This window comes from Novosphingobium aureum, assembly GCF_015865035.1.
Taxonomy (GTDB): domain Bacteria; phylum Pseudomonadota; class Alphaproteobacteria; order Sphingomonadales; family Sphingomonadaceae; genus Novosphingobium; species Novosphingobium aureum.
The window spans coordinates 1,073,120-1,087,922 of record NZ_JADZGI010000001.1 but is presented as its reverse complement, the minus strand read 5'-3'; the positions used below and the strand labels follow the sequence as shown (position 1 = coordinate 1,087,922).

The 14,803-nt window shown below is 63.3% G+C and carries 24 protein-coding genes; all 24 read right to left on the bottom strand.

Going from position 1 to position 14,803, the window contains the following annotated elements; translation table 11 throughout:
* Positions 1-166 precede the first annotated feature (166 nt).
* A complete protein-coding gene (rpmD, locus tag I5E68_RS05170) occupies positions 167-343 on the bottom strand; it encodes a 50S ribosomal protein L30 (protein WP_103099210.1) in 177 nt (58 codons plus the stop codon).
* Positions 344-348: 5 nt separating this feature from the next.
* The gene (rpsE, locus tag I5E68_RS05165) at positions 349-1,074 is read right to left on the bottom strand and encodes a 30S ribosomal protein S5 (protein WP_197161525.1); all 726 of its coding nucleotides are present in this window, start codon (positions 1,072-1,074) and stop codon (positions 349-351) included.
* 2 nt (positions 1,075-1,076) lie between these two features.
* A complete protein-coding gene (rplR, locus tag I5E68_RS05160; RefSeq protein WP_197161522.1) occupies positions 1,077-1,415 on the bottom strand; it encodes a 50S ribosomal protein L18 in 339 nt (112 codons plus the stop codon).
* Complete coding sequence (gene rplF / locus I5E68_RS05155) at positions 1,415-1,948, bottom strand: 50S ribosomal protein L6 (protein ID WP_197161519.1); 534 nt, start codon at positions 1,946-1,948, stop codon at positions 1,415-1,417. The genes rplR and rplF overlap by 1 nt, the downstream gene beginning before the upstream one ends.
* Positions 1,948-2,343 carry a 30S ribosomal protein S8 gene (rpsH, locus tag I5E68_RS05150; protein WP_197161516.1) on the bottom strand — a complete coding sequence of 132 codons (396 nt, stop codon included), beginning with the start codon at positions 2,341-2,343 and terminating at the stop codon, positions 1,948-1,950. Before rpsH ends, rplF begins: the two co-directional genes overlap by 1 nt.
* 14 nt (positions 2,344-2,357) lie before the next feature.
* Complete coding sequence (rpsN, locus tag I5E68_RS05145) at positions 2,358-2,663, bottom strand: 30S ribosomal protein S14 (protein ID WP_197161513.1); 306 nt, start codon at positions 2,661-2,663, stop codon at positions 2,358-2,360.
* Between the two features lie 29 nt (positions 2,664-2,692).
* Complete coding sequence (rplE, locus tag I5E68_RS05140; protein ID WP_197161493.1) at positions 2,693-3,274, bottom strand: 50S ribosomal protein L5; 582 nt, start codon at positions 3,272-3,274, stop codon at positions 2,693-2,695.
* Entirely contained in the window at positions 3,267-3,584 is a 318-nt protein-coding gene (gene rplX, locus I5E68_RS05135; protein ID WP_197161490.1) for a 50S ribosomal protein L24, read from the bottom strand. Before rplX ends, rplE begins: the two co-directional genes overlap by 8 nt.
* Complete coding sequence (gene rplN, locus I5E68_RS05130) at positions 3,584-3,952, bottom strand: 50S ribosomal protein L14 (RefSeq protein ID WP_197161487.1); 369 nt, start codon at positions 3,950-3,952, stop codon at positions 3,584-3,586. The genes rplX and rplN overlap by 1 nt, the downstream gene beginning before the upstream one ends.
* Before the next feature lie 90 nt (positions 3,953-4,042).
* Complete coding sequence (gene rpsQ / locus I5E68_RS05125; protein WP_197161484.1) at positions 4,043-4,330, bottom strand: 30S ribosomal protein S17; 288 nt, start codon at positions 4,328-4,330, stop codon at positions 4,043-4,045.
* 12 nt (positions 4,331-4,342) lie between these two features.
* A complete protein-coding gene (gene rpmC / locus I5E68_RS05120) occupies positions 4,343-4,546 on the bottom strand; it encodes a 50S ribosomal protein L29 (RefSeq protein WP_197161481.1) in 204 nt (67 codons plus the stop codon).
* 4 nt (positions 4,547-4,550) lie between these two features.
* Entirely contained in the window at positions 4,551-4,982 is a 432-nt protein-coding gene (gene rplP / locus I5E68_RS05115; protein WP_197161478.1) for a 50S ribosomal protein L16, read from the bottom strand.
* Positions 4,983-5,004: 22 nt separating this feature from the next.
* Positions 5,005-5,700 carry a 30S ribosomal protein S3 gene (gene rpsC, locus I5E68_RS05110; RefSeq protein WP_197161475.1) on the bottom strand — a complete coding sequence of 232 codons (696 nt, stop codon included), beginning with the start codon at positions 5,698-5,700 and terminating at the stop codon, positions 5,005-5,007.
* Positions 5,701-5,703: 3 nt separating this feature from the next.
* Complete coding sequence (gene rplV, locus I5E68_RS05105) at positions 5,704-6,081, bottom strand: 50S ribosomal protein L22 (protein WP_197161472.1); 378 nt, start codon at positions 6,079-6,081, stop codon at positions 5,704-5,706.
* The gene (gene rpsS / locus I5E68_RS05100) at positions 6,081-6,359 is read right to left on the bottom strand and encodes a 30S ribosomal protein S19 (RefSeq protein ID WP_054440312.1); all 279 of its coding nucleotides are present in this window, start codon (positions 6,357-6,359) and stop codon (positions 6,081-6,083) included. Before rpsS ends, rplV begins: the two co-directional genes overlap by 1 nt.
* A gap of 6 nt (positions 6,360-6,365) precedes the next feature.
* Positions 6,366-7,202, bottom strand: coding sequence for a 50S ribosomal protein L2 (rplB, locus tag I5E68_RS05095; protein WP_197161453.1), 837 nt, complete (start codon positions 7,200-7,202; stop codon positions 6,366-6,368).
* A gap of 5 nt (positions 7,203-7,207) precedes the next feature.
* The gene (locus tag I5E68_RS05090; protein WP_197161451.1) at positions 7,208-7,519 is read right to left on the bottom strand and encodes a 50S ribosomal protein L23; all 312 of its coding nucleotides are present in this window, start codon (positions 7,517-7,519) and stop codon (positions 7,208-7,210) included.
* Positions 7,512-8,138, bottom strand: a complete 627-nt coding sequence (rplD, locus tag I5E68_RS05085; protein WP_197161449.1) for a 50S ribosomal protein L4 — start codon at positions 8,136-8,138, stop codon at positions 7,512-7,514. The genes I5E68_RS05090 and rplD overlap by 8 nt, the downstream gene beginning before the upstream one ends.
* A gap of 3 nt (positions 8,139-8,141) precedes the next feature.
* Positions 8,142-8,897, bottom strand: a complete 756-nt coding sequence (gene rplC, locus I5E68_RS05080) for a 50S ribosomal protein L3 (protein WP_197161447.1) — start codon at positions 8,895-8,897, stop codon at positions 8,142-8,144.
* Positions 8,898-9,257: 360 nt separating this feature from the next.
* Positions 9,258-9,569 (bottom strand): 30S ribosomal protein S10, encoded by a 312-nt coding sequence (rpsJ, locus tag I5E68_RS05075; RefSeq protein ID WP_007011873.1) that lies wholly within the window; start codon positions 9,567-9,569, stop codon positions 9,258-9,260.
* Between the two features lie 343 nt (positions 9,570-9,912).
* Positions 9,913-11,103, bottom strand: coding sequence for an elongation factor Tu (tuf, locus tag I5E68_RS05070; RefSeq protein ID WP_197161445.1), 1,191 nt, complete (start codon positions 11,101-11,103; stop codon positions 9,913-9,915).
* A gap of 95 nt (positions 11,104-11,198) precedes the next feature.
* Positions 11,199-13,271 carry an elongation factor G gene (gene fusA, locus I5E68_RS05065; protein ID WP_197161443.1) on the bottom strand — a complete coding sequence of 691 codons (2,073 nt, stop codon included), beginning with the start codon at positions 13,269-13,271 and terminating at the stop codon, positions 11,199-11,201.
* 114 nt (positions 13,272-13,385) lie between these two features.
* Complete coding sequence (gene rpsG / locus I5E68_RS05060; RefSeq protein ID WP_197161441.1) at positions 13,386-13,856, bottom strand: 30S ribosomal protein S7; 471 nt, start codon at positions 13,854-13,856, stop codon at positions 13,386-13,388.
* A gap of 183 nt (positions 13,857-14,039) precedes the next feature.
* A complete protein-coding gene (gene rpsL / locus I5E68_RS05055; RefSeq protein WP_197161438.1) occupies positions 14,040-14,411 on the bottom strand; it encodes a 30S ribosomal protein S12 in 372 nt (123 codons plus the stop codon).
* Between the last annotated feature and the right edge of the window lie 392 nt (positions 14,412-14,803).

The following is a 14,803-nucleotide window of genomic DNA, read 5'->3' as shown; positions in this document are numbered from 1 at the left end:
TTGCCCGCGAGGGAAGTCATGCCTTTGCAAAAGCCCCCTGCCCTTGGGTGCGGCGCCATACCCGGCACACACATGAAAAAAGGCCCCGGCACGCATGGTGCCGGGGCCTCTTGTCTGGTTGCGAACCGGGTCAGGCGCGAGGCCGGGCCCGGTCAGCCCTGTCGCTTCAGTCGACGATGGCGACCATGTGCGGGAGCTTGGCGATCGCACCACGGACTTCCGCGGTGTCCTCGAGCTCGACGACACGGTGCATCTTGCCGAGGCCGAGACCGATGAGGATCTTCTTCTGGCTCTCGGGACGACGGATCGGCGAACCGATCTGCTTGATCTTGATCTTGGCCATGTCGCTTACTCCACGATCGCTTCGGCTGCGGCCTCGGCCTCAACCTCGCTGGCACCACCGCGACCCAGAAGGTCGGCGACCTTCTTGCCGCGACGCTGGGCAACCGACTTCGGCGAAGTCTGGTCGGACAGCGCGTCGAAGGTGGCGCGGATCATGTTGTACGGGTTCGAGGTGCCGACCGACTTGGTCACGACGTCAGCGACGCCCAGGCTCTCGAACACGGCGCGCATCGGACCGCCGGCGATGATGCCGGTACCCGAAGGAGCCGTACGCACGGTAACGCGACCGGCGCCGAAGTGGCCCTTGCCGTCGTGATGGAGGGTACGACCCTCCTTCAGAGCGACGCGGATCATCTTCTTCTTGGCCGAAGCGGTTGCCTTGGTGATCGCCTCGGGAACCTCGCGGGCCTTGGCATGGCCAAAGCCGACGCGGCCCTTGCCGTCACCGACGACGACGAGTGCTGCGAAACCGAAGCGCTTACCGCCCTTGACGGTCTTCGAGACGCGGTTGATGTGAACCAGCTTCTCGATCAGCTCTTCGCCCTGCTCCTCGTCGTCGCGACGACCACGGCGGTCATCGCGGCCACGGCCACGGCCACCGCGTTCGCCACGCTCGCCGCCACGGCCACGACCGCCACGGCCACCACGACCTTCGCGCGGCTCTGCCGGAGCGCCGCCCTGCGGGTGATCAGCCGCGATCGGCTGTTCGGGGTTGGTGTTTTCGTCAGCCATGCTCAGAACTCCAGCCCGCCTTCGCGGGCGGCATCGGCCAGCGCCTTGACGCGGCCATGGTACAGGAAGCCGCCGCGGTCGAACACGACCGAGGTGATGCCCGCCTTCTTGGCGGCCTCGGCGAGTTCCTTGCCCACGCGGGTGGCGGCGTCGATGTCAGTGCCCTTGGCGCCGAGCGTATTGGCTGCGGCGACAGTGCGGCCCTGCGCATCGTCGATGATCTGGGCGTAGATGTGACGGCCGGTGCGGTGCACCGAGAGACGCGGACGCTGGCTGCCACGTGCACGCAGAGCGGTGCGGACGCGCTGACGGCGGCGCTCGAAAAGGGAAAGCTTTGCCATTACTTCTTCTTCCCTTCCTTGCGGAAGATGTACTCGCCGCGGTACTTGATACCCTTGCCCTTGTAGGGTTCGGGCTTGCGCCAGCGACGAATTTCGGCAGCAACCTGGCCGACCTTCTGCTTGTCGATACCGGACACCTCGATGGTGGTGTTGTCCGGCGCCTTGATCTCGATGCCCTCGGGGATCGCGATGTCGACATCGTGCGAGTAACCGAGCTGCAGCTTCAGGGTCTTGCCCTGGATCTGTGCGCGGTAACCAACGCCCTTGAGCTCGAGGACCTTCGAGAAGCCTTCGGTCACGCCGCCCATGAGGTTGGCGACGAGCGTGCGCTGCATGCCCCAGTGGCTGCGGGCCTGCTTCGACTGGTTGATCGGCTGGATCGCAACCGAACCGTCTTCGACCGAGCAGGTGACCTGGTCGGACACGCCCATCTCGAGCGTGCCCTTGGGGCCCTTCACGGTGAGGACGTTGTCATTGAGAGCAGCGGTGACCCCGGCCGGGATCGCGACAGCCCTTTTACCAATGCGGCTCATCAGAACACCTCCGCAAGCACTTCGCCGCCGACGTTGTCAGCGCGAGCCTCGGCATCCGAGAGCACGCCCTTGGGGGTCGAGACGATGGTGATGCCAAGACCATTGCGCACAACCGGGAGTTCCTTCGAACCCGAGTAGACGCGACGGCCAGGCTTGGAGACGCGGGCGATGTGCTTGATAGCGGGCTCGCCCTCGAAATACTTCAGCTCGATGCGCAGCTGCGGGTGGGCACCGGTGGCGTCATCGCTGAAACCACGGATGTAGCCCTCACGCTGGAGAACCTCGAGCACGCGCGCACGCAGCTTGCTGGCGGGGGAAAGGACGGAGTCCTTCTTCGCCTGCTGGCCGTTGCGGATGCGGGTGAGCATGTCACCCAGGGGATCGGTCATAGCCATTTTACAGGTATCCCTTACCAGCTCGACTTGGTCACGCCGGGGATCATGCCCTTGTTGGCAAGATCACGCAGCTCAACGCGGCACAGGCCGAACTTGCGGTAGTAACCGCGCGGACGACCGGTCGTGGCGCAACGGTTGCGAACCCGGACCGGGTTGCCGTTACGCGGGATCTCGGCCAGCTTCAGACGGGCGATAAGGCGCTCGGTTTCGTCGAGCGATTCATCGGCCGCGATCGCCTTAAGGCGCGCGTACTTACCTGCGTACTTCTTGACGAGCTTCTTACGACGCTCGTTCTTGTTCACGGAACTCAGTTTCGCCATGGACTTAAGCTCTCTTCCTCAGCGGCGGCTCACGCCGCCTCCTTCTGATCCTCGGCCTCTGCCGGGAACGGGAAACCAAAGAGGCGCAGCAGTTCGCGTGCTTCCTCATCGGTCTTGGCGGTGGTGGTGACGATGATGTCCATGCCACGCACCTTCTCGATCTGATCGTAGCTGATCTCGGGGAAGATGATCTGCTCTTTCAGGCCCATCGCGTAGTTGCCGCGACCGTCGAACGACTTGGCGTTCAGGCCACGGAAGTCGCGGATGCGGGGCATCGCGATCGTGATGAGGCGGTCGAGAAATTCGAACATGCGTTCGCGGCGCAGGGTGACCTTGCAGCCGATCGGCATGCCTTCACGCAGCTTGAACTGCGCGATCGACTTGCGGGCCTTGGTGATCACGGGCTTCTGGCCGGCGATCTTTTCCATTTCGGCCGCGGCGGTCTGGACCTTCTTCTTGTCCTGGCTCGCCTCGCCCACGCCCATGTTGAGCGTGATCTTCTCGATCTTGGGGACTTCCATGACGTTCTTGTAGCCGAACTTCTCGGTCATCGCCTTGACGATTTCCGCATCGTACTTCGAACGCATGCGCGGGGTGTACTTGTCAGACATCGATGGTCTCCCCGGACTTGACGGCCACGCGGACCTTCTTGCCATCCTTGACTTCGAAGCGAACGCGGGTCGGCTTGCCGTCCTTGTCGGCCACGGCAACCTTGCTGATCGCCATCGGGGCCGGGACGCGGTCGATACCGCCCTGCGGGTTCGCCTGGGTCGGCTTGCGGTGCTTGGTCGCGACGTTCACGCCCTCGACCACGACCTTGCCGTCCTTCGGGCTAACCTGAAGCACGGTGCCGGTGCGGCCCTTGTCCTTACCGGACAGGACGACGACGCTGTCACCCTTCTTGATCTTCGCGGCAGCCATTACAGCACCTCCGGCGCAAGCGAGATGATCTTCATGAAGCCCTTGCCGCGAAGCTCGCGGACCACGGGGCCGAAGATACGGGTGCCGATCGGCTCCTCGCTCTTGTTGATGAGCACGGCAGCGTTGCTGTCGAAGCGGATGACGCTGCCATCGGCGCGACGCACGTCCTTGCGGGTACGCACGATCACGGCGCGGTGAACGTCGCCCTTCTTGACGCGAGCACGCGGCTGCGCCTCCTTGACCGACACCACGATGATGTCGCCGACGCCCGCGAATCGACGCTTCGAGCCACCCAGCACCTTGATGCACTGGACGCGCTTCGCGCCGCTGTTATCCGCGACGTCGAGATTGGATTGCATCTGGATCATTGATCCGGTTCCTTCTCAACGGCTTGCCGGAACCAGTCCGGCAGTTCCAAAAAAGCTCCCCCGGTGCGAACACCGGGGGGACGTCTCAAATCAGTTGGCGGCCTCTACGTCGAGATTGGCCTCGATGGCAACCCCCTTACCGGCCTGAAGTGAATCGAGGACCTTCCAAGTCTTCGTCTTCGAGATCGGCTTGGTTTCCTCGATGCGAACGCGGTCACCGATGTGGAACGCGTTTTCCTCGTCGTGGGCGGCGTACTTCTTCGAGCGGCGGATGATCTTCCCGTAGAGGGGGTGCTTCACGCGGCGCTCGACGAGCACGGTAACGGTCTTGTCGGTCTTGTCGGAAACGACGGTACCGATCAGAATACGCTTGGGCATCGTGTTTCCTCCTTACTTCGCCGCAGCCGAACGCTCAGCCTGGAGCGTCTTGATGCGGGCGATGTCGCGACGGACCTGCTTGATCCGGGCCGGTGCCTCGAGCTGGCTCGTGGCGGCCTGGAAGCGCAGGTTGAACTGCTCGCGCTTGAGGGCGACGAGCTCTTCGGTGAGCTGGTCGTCGGTCTTGGCGCGGAAGTCTTCAGTGGTGCTGGCCATGAGATTAACCCTCCAGGTGCGAGGTGTCGCCGAGACGGGCAACGACCTTGGTCTTGATGGGAAGCTTCATCGCGGCGCGGCTGAAAGCCTCAGCGGCGAGCGGGCCGGCAACGCCGTCCAGCTCGAACAGGATGCGGCCGGGCTTCACACGGGCAGCCCAGTATTCCACCGAACCCTTGCCCTTACCCTGACGGACTTCGGCAGGCTTCTTCGAAACCGGCACGTCCGGGAAGACGCGGATCCAGAGGCGACCCTGGCGCTTGATGTGACGCGTGATCGCGCGGCGAGCCGCCTCGATCTGGCGGGCGGTGATACGCTCCGGCTCCATGGCCTTGAGGCCGTAGGATCCGAAGTTCAGGTCGGTGCCACCCTTGGCCTCGCCCTTGATCCGGCCCTTGAATGCCTTGCGGAACTTAGTCTTTTTCGGTTGCAGCATGGTGCTTACTCTATCCTAAGCCTCAGCGCGCCGGGCGGACGCCGGAGGTCTGAGCCTCCATCATCAGCCGGTCCTGCGCCATCGGGTCGTGGCCGAGGATCTCACCCTTGAAGACCCAGACCTTGATGCCGATGATACCGTAGGCGGTCAGCGCCTCGGCTTCGGCATAGTCGATGTTCGCACGCAGCGTGTGGAGCGGCACGCGACCTTCGCGATACTGCTCGACGCGTGCGATCTCAGCGCCGCCAAGACGGCCGCCGCACATGATCTTGATGCCTTCGGCACCCAGACGCATGGCCGACTGCATCGCGCGCTTCATGGCACGACGGAAGGCAACGCGGCGGATCAGCTGGTCGGCGATGCCCTGAGCGATGAGCTTGGCGTCGACTTCCGGCTTGCGGATCTCGACGATGTTCAGCTTGACCTCGCTCGAGGTCATCTCGGCCAGCTTCTTGCGAAGCTTCTCGATGTCCGCACCCTTCTTGCCGATGATGACACCGGGGCGGGCAGCGTAGATCGAGATGCGGCACAGCTTGGCCGGACGCTCGATCACGACCTTCGAGATGGCGGCCTGGGGAACGGCTGCCATGATCGCCTTGCGGATCTTGAGGTCTTCCTCAAGCAGCTTGCCGTAGTCACGGCCTTCGGCGAACCAGCGGCTGTCCCAGGTACGGTTGATCTGCAGACGCAGACCGATCGGATTGCTCTTGTGACCCATGCCTCAGGCCTCCTCGACTTCGCGAACGATGATCCGCAGGCGCGAAAACGGCTTGAGGATACGCGTAGACTTGCCGCGACCACGAGCGTGGAAGCGCTTCATGGTGATCGACTTGCCGACCGAAGCCTCGGCGACGACGAGGGCGTCGACGTCGAGGTTGTGGTTGTTCTCCGCGTTGGCGATCGCCGAAGCGAGAACCTTGCGGGCGTCCACGGCCATGGCCTTCTTCGAGAAAGCGAGGATGTTCATCGCTTCCTCGGCCTTCTTGCCGCGGATCAGGGCGGCGACGAGGTTGAGCTTCTGCGCCGAACCACGGATCGTGGTGCCGACCGACAGGGCTTCCTTTTCGCCGACGCGGCGGGGTGCTGCCTGCTTGCTCATTAGCGCTTGCCCTTCTTGTCGGCGGCGTGGCCGGGGAACGTGCGCGTGGGCGCGAATTCACCGAGCTTGTGGCCGACCATGTCCTCGTTGACCGAGACCGGGATGAACTTGTGCCCGTTGTAGACCGAGAAGGTCAGACCAACGAACTGCGGAAGGATGGTGGAGCGACGCGACCAGGTCTTGATCGGACCAGCGCGGTTGCCGGCATCCTGCGCGACCTCGGCCTTCTTGAGAAGGTACAGGTCGACAAAGGGGCCTTTCCAGACGGAACGTGCCATCGTGTCTTACCTCTTCTTCTTGGCGTGGCGCGAACGGATGATCATCTTGTCCGTCTGCTTGTTGTTGCGAGTACGAGCACCCTTGGTCGGCTTACCCCAGGGAGTGACCGGGTGACGGCCGCCCGAGGTACGGCCTTCACCACCACCGTGGGGGTGATCGACCGGGTTCTTGGCAACACCACGGGTCAGCGGGCGACGGCCCATCCAACGCTTGCGGCCTGCCTTGGCCAGGGTCTGGTTCTGGTTGTCGGGGTTCGACACCGCACCGACCGTGCCCATGCAGTCGCCACGCAGGTAGCGCTGCTCGCCCGAGTTGAGGCGCACGATGACCATGCCGCGGTCACGACCGACGACCTGGACGTAGGCACCGGCCGAACGTGCGATCTGACCGCCCTTGCCGGGCTTCATCTCGACGTTGTGGCAGATGGTGCCGATCGGCATCTGCGACAGCAGCATGGCGTTGCCAGGCTTGGTGTCGCACTTCTCGGCGGCGATGACCTTGTCGCCGGCAGCGAGACGCTGCGGAGCGATGATGTAGGCCTGCTCGCCGTCGGCGTAGTTCACGAGCGCGATGAAGGCGGTGCGGTTGGGATCGTACTCGATCCGCTCGACGGTGCCCTCAACGTCCCACTTGCGACGCTTGAAGTCGATGTAGCGGTACTTCTGCTTGTGACCACCGGCGATGCCACGCGAAGTGACATGACCCTTGTTGTTGCGGCCACCGGTCTTGCGCTTGCCTTCGGTCAGAGCCTTGACAGGCTTGCCCTTCCACAGCGCCGACTTGTCGACGAGGACCAGGCCGCGGCGAGCGGGGCTGGTCGGGTTGTAATGCTTAAGTGCCATCGGAATTAACCCCGCACGCCTTCGGTGATGTCGATCGTCTGACCTTCGGCCAGCGTGACAATCGCCTTCTTCACGTCGCTGCGGCGGTATTCCTTACCGCGCCAGCGCTTGGTCTTGCCCTTGGTGACCAGGGTGTTCACGCCGGTAACCTTGACGCTGAACAGCGCCTCGACGGCAGCCTTGATCTCGGGCTTGGTCGCATCGCCGGCAACCTTGAAGACGACCGCGTTGTGCTCGGAGAGCAGCGTCGCCTTCTCGGTGATGTGCGGTGCGAGGATCACGTCGTAGTGACGGATTTCTGCAGCAGACTTAGCCATTGAAGCGAGCCTCCAGCTTTTCGACGGCGGCGCGGGTGAGCACCAGCGTGTCGTGCTTCAGGATGTCGTAAACGTTCGCGCCCTGTGCGGGCAGAACGTTGACGCCGATGAGGTTGCGGGCAGCCTTGGCGAAGTTGTCGTTGACCGCGTCGCCGTCGATCACGAGCACCTTCTTGCCGAAGTTGGCCTTGGCCAGCTGACCGGCGAGAGCCTTGGTCTTGGCGTCGGCAACGTCGAGCGAGTCGACGATGACGAGACCGGCCTGGGCCTTCGAGGACAGAGCCATCTTGAGGCCGAGTGCGCGCAGCTTCTTGTTCAGCGACTGGCCGAACTCGCGACGACGGGCACCGTGAGCCTTACCACCGCCGATGAAGACGGGTGCAGCGCGGTCGCCGTGACGAGCCGTGCCGCCGCCCTTCTGGCGACCGAACTTCTTGCCGGTACGGGCAACGTCCGAACGCTCGCGGGTGGCGCGGGCGATACCGCGACGGTTCTCCAGCTGCCAAGTGACGACGCGGTGCAGGATGTCTGCGCGCGGCTCGATGCCGAACACGTCATCCGACAGCTCGATGTCGCCCTTGGCGGCGGTGCCGTCGATATTGAGGACCTGAACCTTCACGACTTAGCCCTCCTGGCCTTCGGTCGCCTCGACGGCCGCGGTGTCTTCCGCGGGGGTGTCGGCAGCCGAGTCATTGCTGTTGGCGGCGGTCTTGAGACCGGCCGGGTACGGAGCCTCGGCGTGACGGGCGACCTTGACGGCGTCCGAAACGGTGAGCCAGGCGTTCTTCGCGCCCGGGACCGAGCCCTTGACGAAGATCAGGCCACGCTCGTCGTCCACGCGGACGATCTCGAGGTTCTGCTGGGTGCGCTGACGGTCGCCCATGTGGCCGGCCATCTTCTTGTTCTTGAAGACCTTGCCCGGATCCTGGCGGTTACCCGTCGAACCGTGCGAACGGTGCGAGAGCGAAACACCGTGGGTGGCGCGCAGACCGCCGAAGCCCCAACGCTTCATGGCGCCCGCGAAGCCCTTGCCCTGCGTGTGGCCGGCAACGTCGACGAGCTGGCCGGGCACGAAGTGCGAGGCAGCGATGGTCGAACCGACCTCGAGCAGCGCGTCGTCGGCGACGCGGAACTCGGCAACACGCATCTTGAGCGAAACTTCAGCCTTGGCGAAGTGCTCGCGCTGCGGCTTGGCAACGTTCTTCTGCTTGGCTTCACCGGCACCGAGCTGAACCGCGACGTAGCCGTCACGGTCTTCGGTGCGGACCGAAACCACCTGACAATCTTCAAGTGCCAGGACGGTAACGGGAACATGACGCCCGTCCTCCTGGAACAGGCGGGTCATCCCGACCTTCTTGGCGATCACGCCAGTACGCATGATCTGTCTCCTCAACAGAGGCCTGCCCGGGCCCATCCCGAACAGGCGTGTCCAGCCCAATGATGTGATGCATGCCCCGTCCGGGCTGGGTGTTCCCTGCAAGCAGCCCGAATGGCCGCTGCGGAAACGAGACGGGGGACGCATTCCCAGCCCTTCCCGAAGGAAGGACCGGAGGTATCCCTTGTGTCCTCGCCGGTGCGGTGCACCCTGGAGGCTCTGTCTCTGCGCGTCTTGTCGCGCAAAGCCGATCTCGATGGATCGACAAGGTTATCTGGATCTCGAGAGATCCGAATTTCGCCCGATCGTTTTAAGTCCGATCGGAACGACTGCCGGGGCCGCCGCAGCAGCCCCGAAGCTGGATCAGGCCAGCTTGATCTCGACGTTGACGCCGGCCGCGAGGTCCAGCTTCATCAGAGCGTCGACGGTGGCAGCGTTCGGCTGCACGATGTCAAGCAGACGCTTGTACGTGCGGACTTCGAACTGCTCACGCGACTTCTTGTCGATGTGCGGACCGCGGTTCACGGTGAACTTCTCGATCTTGGTCGGCAGCGGAATGGGGCCCCGAATGAGCGCGCCGGTGCGGCGGGCCGTGTCAGCGATTTCGCCAGTTGCCTGGTCGAGCACGCGGTGGTCAAACGCCTTGAGGCGAATGCGGATGTTCTGAGCTTCCATGTACCTGCTACCGATGAGAAAGAGCCAAAGGGCATAAAGCCCCGTCAAATTCGAGCCGCGCAACTACACGCTGACAGCGAGTCGGGCAAGCCCTGTTTTACGCTTTTCTTGCGCAGGCGCCGCGATGCCGGGCCAGGCCCTTGCGAACGCATGATTCTAACGAAGAGGCGCGCATTTCCGCCAGATTGTTAGATCGCGCATAAAAGCGATCGGGCAGCTGGCGAGCGCCCTGCCCCGCCTCGTGCGAATCACGCTTTACAGTTTGAGCAGCCCCGAAACGCGAAGGCCCGGCCCTGCTTGCGCAGGACCGGGCCAATCACGTGCGTCTATGAAGAGCTGTCGATCAGACAGTGATCTTCGAGACAACGCCCGAACCGACGGTGCGGCCGCCTTCGCGGATTGCGAAGCGAAGGCCCTCGTCCATGGCGATCGGCGCGATCAGCTTGACCGAGATGGTCACGTTGTCGCCCGGCATCACCATCTCGGTGCCCTCGGGGAGGATGACCTCACCGGTGACGTCGGTGGTGCGGAAGTAGAACTGCGGACGGTAGTTCGCGAAGAACGGGGTGTGACGGCCACCTTCGTCCTTCGAGAGCACGTAGACCTCAGCCGAGAACTCGGTGTGCGGGGTCACGGTGCCGGGCTTGGCCAGAACCTGACCACGCTCGACGTCGTCGCGCTTCAGACCACGAACGAGCGCACCGATGTTGTCGCCAGCTTCGCCCTGGTCGAGCAGCTTGCGGAACATTTCGACGCCGGTGACGGTGGTCTTCTGGGTGTCGCGGATACCGACGACTTCGACTTCCTCGCCGACCTTGATGATGCCGGTCTCGACGCGGCCGGTGACAACCGTACCACGACCCGAGATCGAGAACACGTCCTCGACGGGCATCAGGAAGTTCTTGTCGGTCGGGCGCGGCGGCTGCGGGATGTAGTCGTCGACAGCCTTCATGAGCTCGAGGATCTGGTTCTTGCCGATCTCGTCGTCACGACCTTCGAGAGCAGCCAGAGCCGAACCCTTGACGATGGGAATGTCGTCGCCCGGGAAGTCGTACGAGGAGAGAAGCTCGCGAACTTCCATCTCGACGAGCTCGAGGAGCTCTTCGTCATCGACCTGGTCGACCTTGTTCATGAACACGACGAGAGCCGGAACGCCGACCTGACGAGCGAGCAGGATGTGCTCACGGGTCTGGGGCATCGGGCCGTCAGCGGCGTTCACGACGAGGATCGCGCCGTCCATCTGGGCAGCACCGGTGATCATGTTCTTGACGTAGTCGGCGTGACCCGGGCAGTCGACGTGCGCGTAGTGGCGGTTCTCGGTCTCGTACTCGACGTGTGCGGTCGAGATCGTGATGCCGCGCTCGCGCTCTTCGGGAGCCTTGTCGATGTTGGCGAAGTCGACGGCTTCACCGAAGCCGGCTTCTGCCAGGACCTTGGTGATCGCCGCGGTCAGGGTGGTCTTACCATGGTCGACGTGACCGATGGTGCCGATGTTGCAGTGCGGCTTGTTCCGCTCGAATTTTGCCTTGGCCATCTTACAAACCTTCTTTCACAATGAAATTGAATCTGGGGAATTCGAGGCGGCTCCCGCAGAATCAGCAGGCGCCGCCCCTAGAACCATTCTTGCCGTCAGGCAAGCTTCTCCTTCACTTCGGCCGCCACGTTCGCCGGGACTTCGTCGTAATGCGAGAAGACCATGGAGTAGTTGGCGCGACCCTGGGTGAAGGAGCGCAGCTGGTTCACGTAGCCGAACATGTTGGCGAGCGGCACGTTGGCCTCGACAACCTGTGCGTTGCCACGGCTGTCGGTGCCCTGGATCTGGCCACGACGGCTGTTCATGTCGCCGATGACGTCGCCGAGGTATTCCTCGGGGGTGACGACCTCGACCTTCATGATCGGCTCGAGCAGCTTGATGCCCGACTTCTGCGCGACTTCACGCATACAACCGCGACCGGCGATTTCGAAGGCCAGGGCCGACGAGTCGACGTCGTGGTATGCACCGTCGTAGAGCAGGATTTCGAAGTCGATGATCGGGAAGCCGACGAGCGAACCCGTCTCGGCCGTCTCGCGCATGCCCTTCTCGATCGCGGGGATGTATTCCTTCGGAATGTTACCGCCCTTGATCTCATCCTTGAAGATGATGCCCGAACCGCGCTCGCCCGGCGTGACCTTGACCTTCACGCGACCGAACTGACCGGTACCACCCGACTGCTTCTTGTGGGTGTAGTCAACGTCGACCGGCTTGCCGAGGTATTCGCGGTAAGCGACCTGCGGTGCACCGACGTTCGCCTCGACCTTGAACTCGCGACGCATGCGGTCGACGATGATGTCGAGGTGAAGCTCGCCCATGCCCTTGATGATCGTCTGGCCCGACTCGTGGTCGGTCGAGACGCGGAACGAGGGATCCTCGGCCGAGAGACGGTTGAGCGCGACGCCCATCTTCTCCTGGTCGGCCTTGGTCTTGGGTTCGACCGAGAGCTCGATGACCGGCTCGGGGAATTCCATGCGCTCGAGCACGATGGGCTGCTTTTCAGAGCACAGCGTGTCGCCGGTGGTGGTTTCCTTCATGCCGGCGAGAGCAACGATGTCGCCTGCGTAGGCTTCTTCGATGTCCTTGCGGTCGTTGGCGTGCATCTCGAGGATGCGGCCGATCTTTTCCTTCTTGCCCTTCACCGAGTTCAGGACGGCGCCCTTCGAGAGCGTACCCGAGTAGATGCGGGCGAAGGTGAGCGAGCCGACGAACGGGTCGTTCATGACCTTGAAGGCGAGCGCCGAGAACGGAGCGTCGTCCTTGGGGGGACGGCTGTCGGCTTCGTCCGAATCGACCTTGACGCCCTGGACGTCCTCGATGTCGAGCGGCGAAGGCAGGTAGTCGACGACGGCGTCGAGCAGGGGCTGGACGCCCTTGTTCTTGAACGCCGAGCCGCACACGACCGGAACGAACGCGTGACCGAGCGTACCCTTGCGGATCAGCTTCTTGAGCGTGTCGACGTCGGGCTCGTTGCCTTCGAGGTACGCTTCCATCGCGTCATCGTCCTGCTCGACGGCGAGTTCGATGAGCTGGGTGCGGTACTCGGCAGCCTCGTCGGCCATGTCGGCCGGGATCTCTTCGTAGAAGAACTCGGCGCCGAGCGATTCGTCCTTCCAGATGATCGCGCGGTTGTTGACGAGGTCGACCAGACCCTTGAGGTCGGCTTCGAGGCCGATCGGCAGGTACAGGACAGCCGGGGTCGCGCCGAGACGGTCGACGATCGACTTGACGCAGTACTTGAAGTCGGCGCCGGTGCGGTCGAGCTTGTTGATGAAGCACATGCGCGGAACGCCGTACTTGTCAGCCTGACGCCACACGGTCTCCGACTGCGGCTCAACGCCGGCAACGCCGTCGAAGCATGCAACCGCGCCGTCGAGCACGCGCAGCGAGCGCTCGACTTCGATGGTGAAGTCGACGTGACCCGGGGTGTCGATGATGTTGATGCGGTAGTCGCCCCAGAAGCAGGTGGTCGCTGCCGAGGTGATGGTGATGCCGCGCTCCTGCTCCTGCTCCATCCAGTCCATGGTCGCGGCACCGTCGTGCACTTCGCCGATCTTGTAGGACTTGCCGGTGTAGAAGAGAATACGCTCGGTAGTGGTGGTCTTACCGGCGTCGATGTGCGCCATAATACCGATGTTGCGGTACATATTGAGCGGATGGCTGCGGGCCATGGTGCGATTCCTTAGCAGGAGTTTGAGGACGGATGCGGGCTCAGATAAACCCGTGCCCCCTGAATTGAAAGTGTGACGCCCGCATGACGTGTGCCATGCGGGCTGCCACGAAATTTACCAGCGGTAGTGCGAGAAGGCGCGGTTCGCGTCCGCCATGCGGTGCGTGTCTTCGCGCTTCTTCACGGCGTTGCCGCGATTGTTGGCCGCATCCATGAGCTCGCCCGAGAGGCGCGCCGACATGGTGGTCTCGGGACGACCGCGCGAGGCGGTGATCAGCCAGCGGATCGCGAGGGCCTGGGCGCGCTCGGGACGAACCTCGACGGGGACCTGGTAGGTCGCACCACCGACGCGGCGGCTGCGGACCTCGATCTGCGGCTTCACGTTGTTCAGCGCATCGTGGAACAGCTGGACCGGATCGGCCTTGGCGCGTGCTTCCATGGTGTCGAGCGCGCCATAGACGATGCGCTCTGCAGCCGACTTCTTGCCGTCGTACATGAGGTTGTTCATGAACTTCGACAGGACCAGATCACCAAACTTCGGATCCGGCAGGATTTCCCGCTTCTCGGGACGACGACGACGTGACATTTCAAAAACTCCAAAAGGTCCGGAGCGTAGCGGAGGTCTTCAACCGTCACCCCAGCGAACGCTGGGATCGTTGGCCTCACTGGGCGCTCGGTATGTTTCTTGCCTTCAAGCTCGCGTCAGGCTGCCAGCGGTCCCAGCTTTCGCCGGGATGACGGGTGCCCCGCCGCGAGCCTTAAGACCAGCTTACTTCGGACGCTTGGCGCCGTACTTCGAGCGCGACTGCTTGCGGTCCTTGACGCCCTGCGTATCGAGCACACCGCGCAGGATGTGGTAGCGAACGCCGGGAAGGTCGCGGACGCGGCCGCCGCGGATGAGCACGACCGAGTGCTCCTGCAGGTTGTGGCCTTCACCCGGGATGTACGAAATGACTTCGCGGCTGTTGGTCAGACGGACCTTGGCGACCTTGCGAAGTGCCGAGTTCGGCTTCTTCGGGGTGGTCGTGTAAACGCGGGTGCAAACGCCGCGCTTCTGGGGGTTCTGCTCCATGGCCGGAACCTTGCTCTTGGCCTTCTGGAGCACGCGGCCTTTGCGGACCAGCTGGTTGATAGTGGGCATCTATACTCTTCTTTCGAAATGTGGAGTGCGATGGATCCGGCCCGCACCATGGCCAGAGCCGGGCCACGGGACGGACCCCTCGCACCCCGGGTCTTGGGGGCCGGTGCATTTCGAAGAATGGAGTGAAGCCGCGCGATGAACGATGCTGGCACACCCCTCGCTAAAACGAGGCAATGTGCGGTAAACCGCCATGCGCGAGCCGAAAGACACTCCACCCGGACCGAAGCACCGGATTACTCTGCCAGGGGATCCTTGCGGCAACCATCGACCCGAATCGGGCCAAGGCCGGTTCCGAAGAACCGCATTCCAACCTGCGAAGAGATCGGAAATCCGCCGAAAAATACCTGCTGGCAGCGTTCAGCTCTAATCTGTTCCCACGAGACTGGCCCGCG

Excerpts from the sequence above, each read along its gene's own strand:
- rpmD (WP_103099210.1), bottom strand. The coding sequence starts at position 343 with ATGGCCAAGATCAAGATCAAGCAGATCGGTTCGCCGATCCGTCGTCCC.
- rpsE (WP_197161525.1), bottom strand. The coding sequence starts at position 1,074 with ATGGCTGACGAAAACACCAACCCCGAACAGCCGATCGCGGCTGATCAC.
- rplR (WP_197161522.1), bottom strand. The coding sequence starts at position 1,415 with ATGGCAAAGCTTTCCCTTTTCGAGCGCCGCCGTCAGCGCGTCCGCACC.
- rplF (WP_197161519.1), bottom strand. The coding sequence starts at position 1,948 with ATGAGCCGCATTGGTAAAAGGGCTGTCGCGATCCCGGCCGGGGTCACC.
- rpsH (WP_197161516.1), bottom strand. The coding sequence starts at position 2,343 with ATGGCTATGACCGATCCCCTGGGTGACATGCTCACCCGCATCCGCAAC.
- rpsN (WP_197161513.1), bottom strand. The coding sequence starts at position 2,663 with ATGGCGAAACTGAGTTCCGTGAACAAGAACGAGCGTCGTAAGAAGCTC.
- rplE (WP_197161493.1), bottom strand. The coding sequence starts at position 3,274 with ATGTCTGACAAGTACACCCCGCGCATGCGTTCGAAGTACGATGCGGAA.
- rplX (WP_197161490.1), bottom strand. The coding sequence starts at position 3,584 with ATGGCTGCCGCGAAGATCAAGAAGGGTGACAGCGTCGTCGTCCTGTCC.
- rplN (WP_197161487.1), bottom strand. The coding sequence starts at position 3,952 with ATGATCCAGATGCAATCCAATCTCGACGTCGCGGATAACAGCGGCGCG.
- rpsQ (WP_197161484.1), bottom strand. The coding sequence starts at position 4,330 with ATGCCCAAGCGTATTCTGATCGGTACCGTCGTTTCCGACAAGACCGAC.
- rpmC (WP_197161481.1), bottom strand. The coding sequence starts at position 4,546 with ATGGCCAGCACCACTGAAGACTTCCGCGCCAAGACCGACGACCAGCTC.
- rplP (WP_197161478.1), bottom strand. The coding sequence starts at position 4,982 with ATGCTGCAACCGAAAAAGACTAAGTTCCGCAAGGCATTCAAGGGCCGG.
- rpsC (WP_197161475.1), bottom strand. The coding sequence starts at position 5,700 with ATGGGTCACAAGAGCAATCCGATCGGTCTGCGTCTGCAGATCAACCGT.
- rplV (WP_197161472.1), bottom strand. The coding sequence starts at position 6,081 with ATGAGCAAGCAGGCAGCACCCCGCCGCGTCGGCGAAAAGGAAGCCCTG.
- rpsS (WP_054440312.1), bottom strand. The coding sequence starts at position 6,359 with ATGGCACGTTCCGTCTGGAAAGGCCCCTTTGTCGACCTGTACCTTCTC.
- rplB (WP_197161453.1), bottom strand. The coding sequence starts at position 7,202 with ATGGCACTTAAGCATTACAACCCGACCAGCCCCGCTCGCCGCGGCCTG.
- I5E68_RS05090 (WP_197161451.1), bottom strand. The coding sequence starts at position 7,519 with ATGGCTAAGTCTGCTGCAGAAATCCGTCACTACGACGTGATCCTCGCA.
- rplC (WP_197161447.1), bottom strand. The coding sequence starts at position 8,897 with ATGCGTACTGGCGTGATCGCCAAGAAGGTCGGGATGACCCGCCTGTTC.
- rpsJ (WP_007011873.1), bottom strand. The coding sequence starts at position 9,569 with ATGGAAGCTCAGAACATCCGCATTCGCCTCAAGGCGTTTGACCACCGC.
- tuf (WP_197161445.1), bottom strand. The coding sequence starts at position 11,103 with ATGGCCAAGGCAAAATTCGAGCGGAACAAGCCGCACTGCAACATCGGC.
- fusA (WP_197161443.1), bottom strand. The coding sequence starts at position 13,271 with ATGGCCCGCAGCCATCCGCTCAATATGTACCGCAACATCGGTATTATG.
- rpsG (WP_197161441.1), bottom strand. The coding sequence starts at position 13,856 with ATGTCACGTCGTCGTCGTCCCGAGAAGCGGGAAATCCTGCCGGATCCG.
- rpsL (WP_197161438.1), bottom strand. The coding sequence starts at position 14,411 with ATGCCCACTATCAACCAGCTGGTCCGCAAAGGCCGCGTGCTCCAGAAG.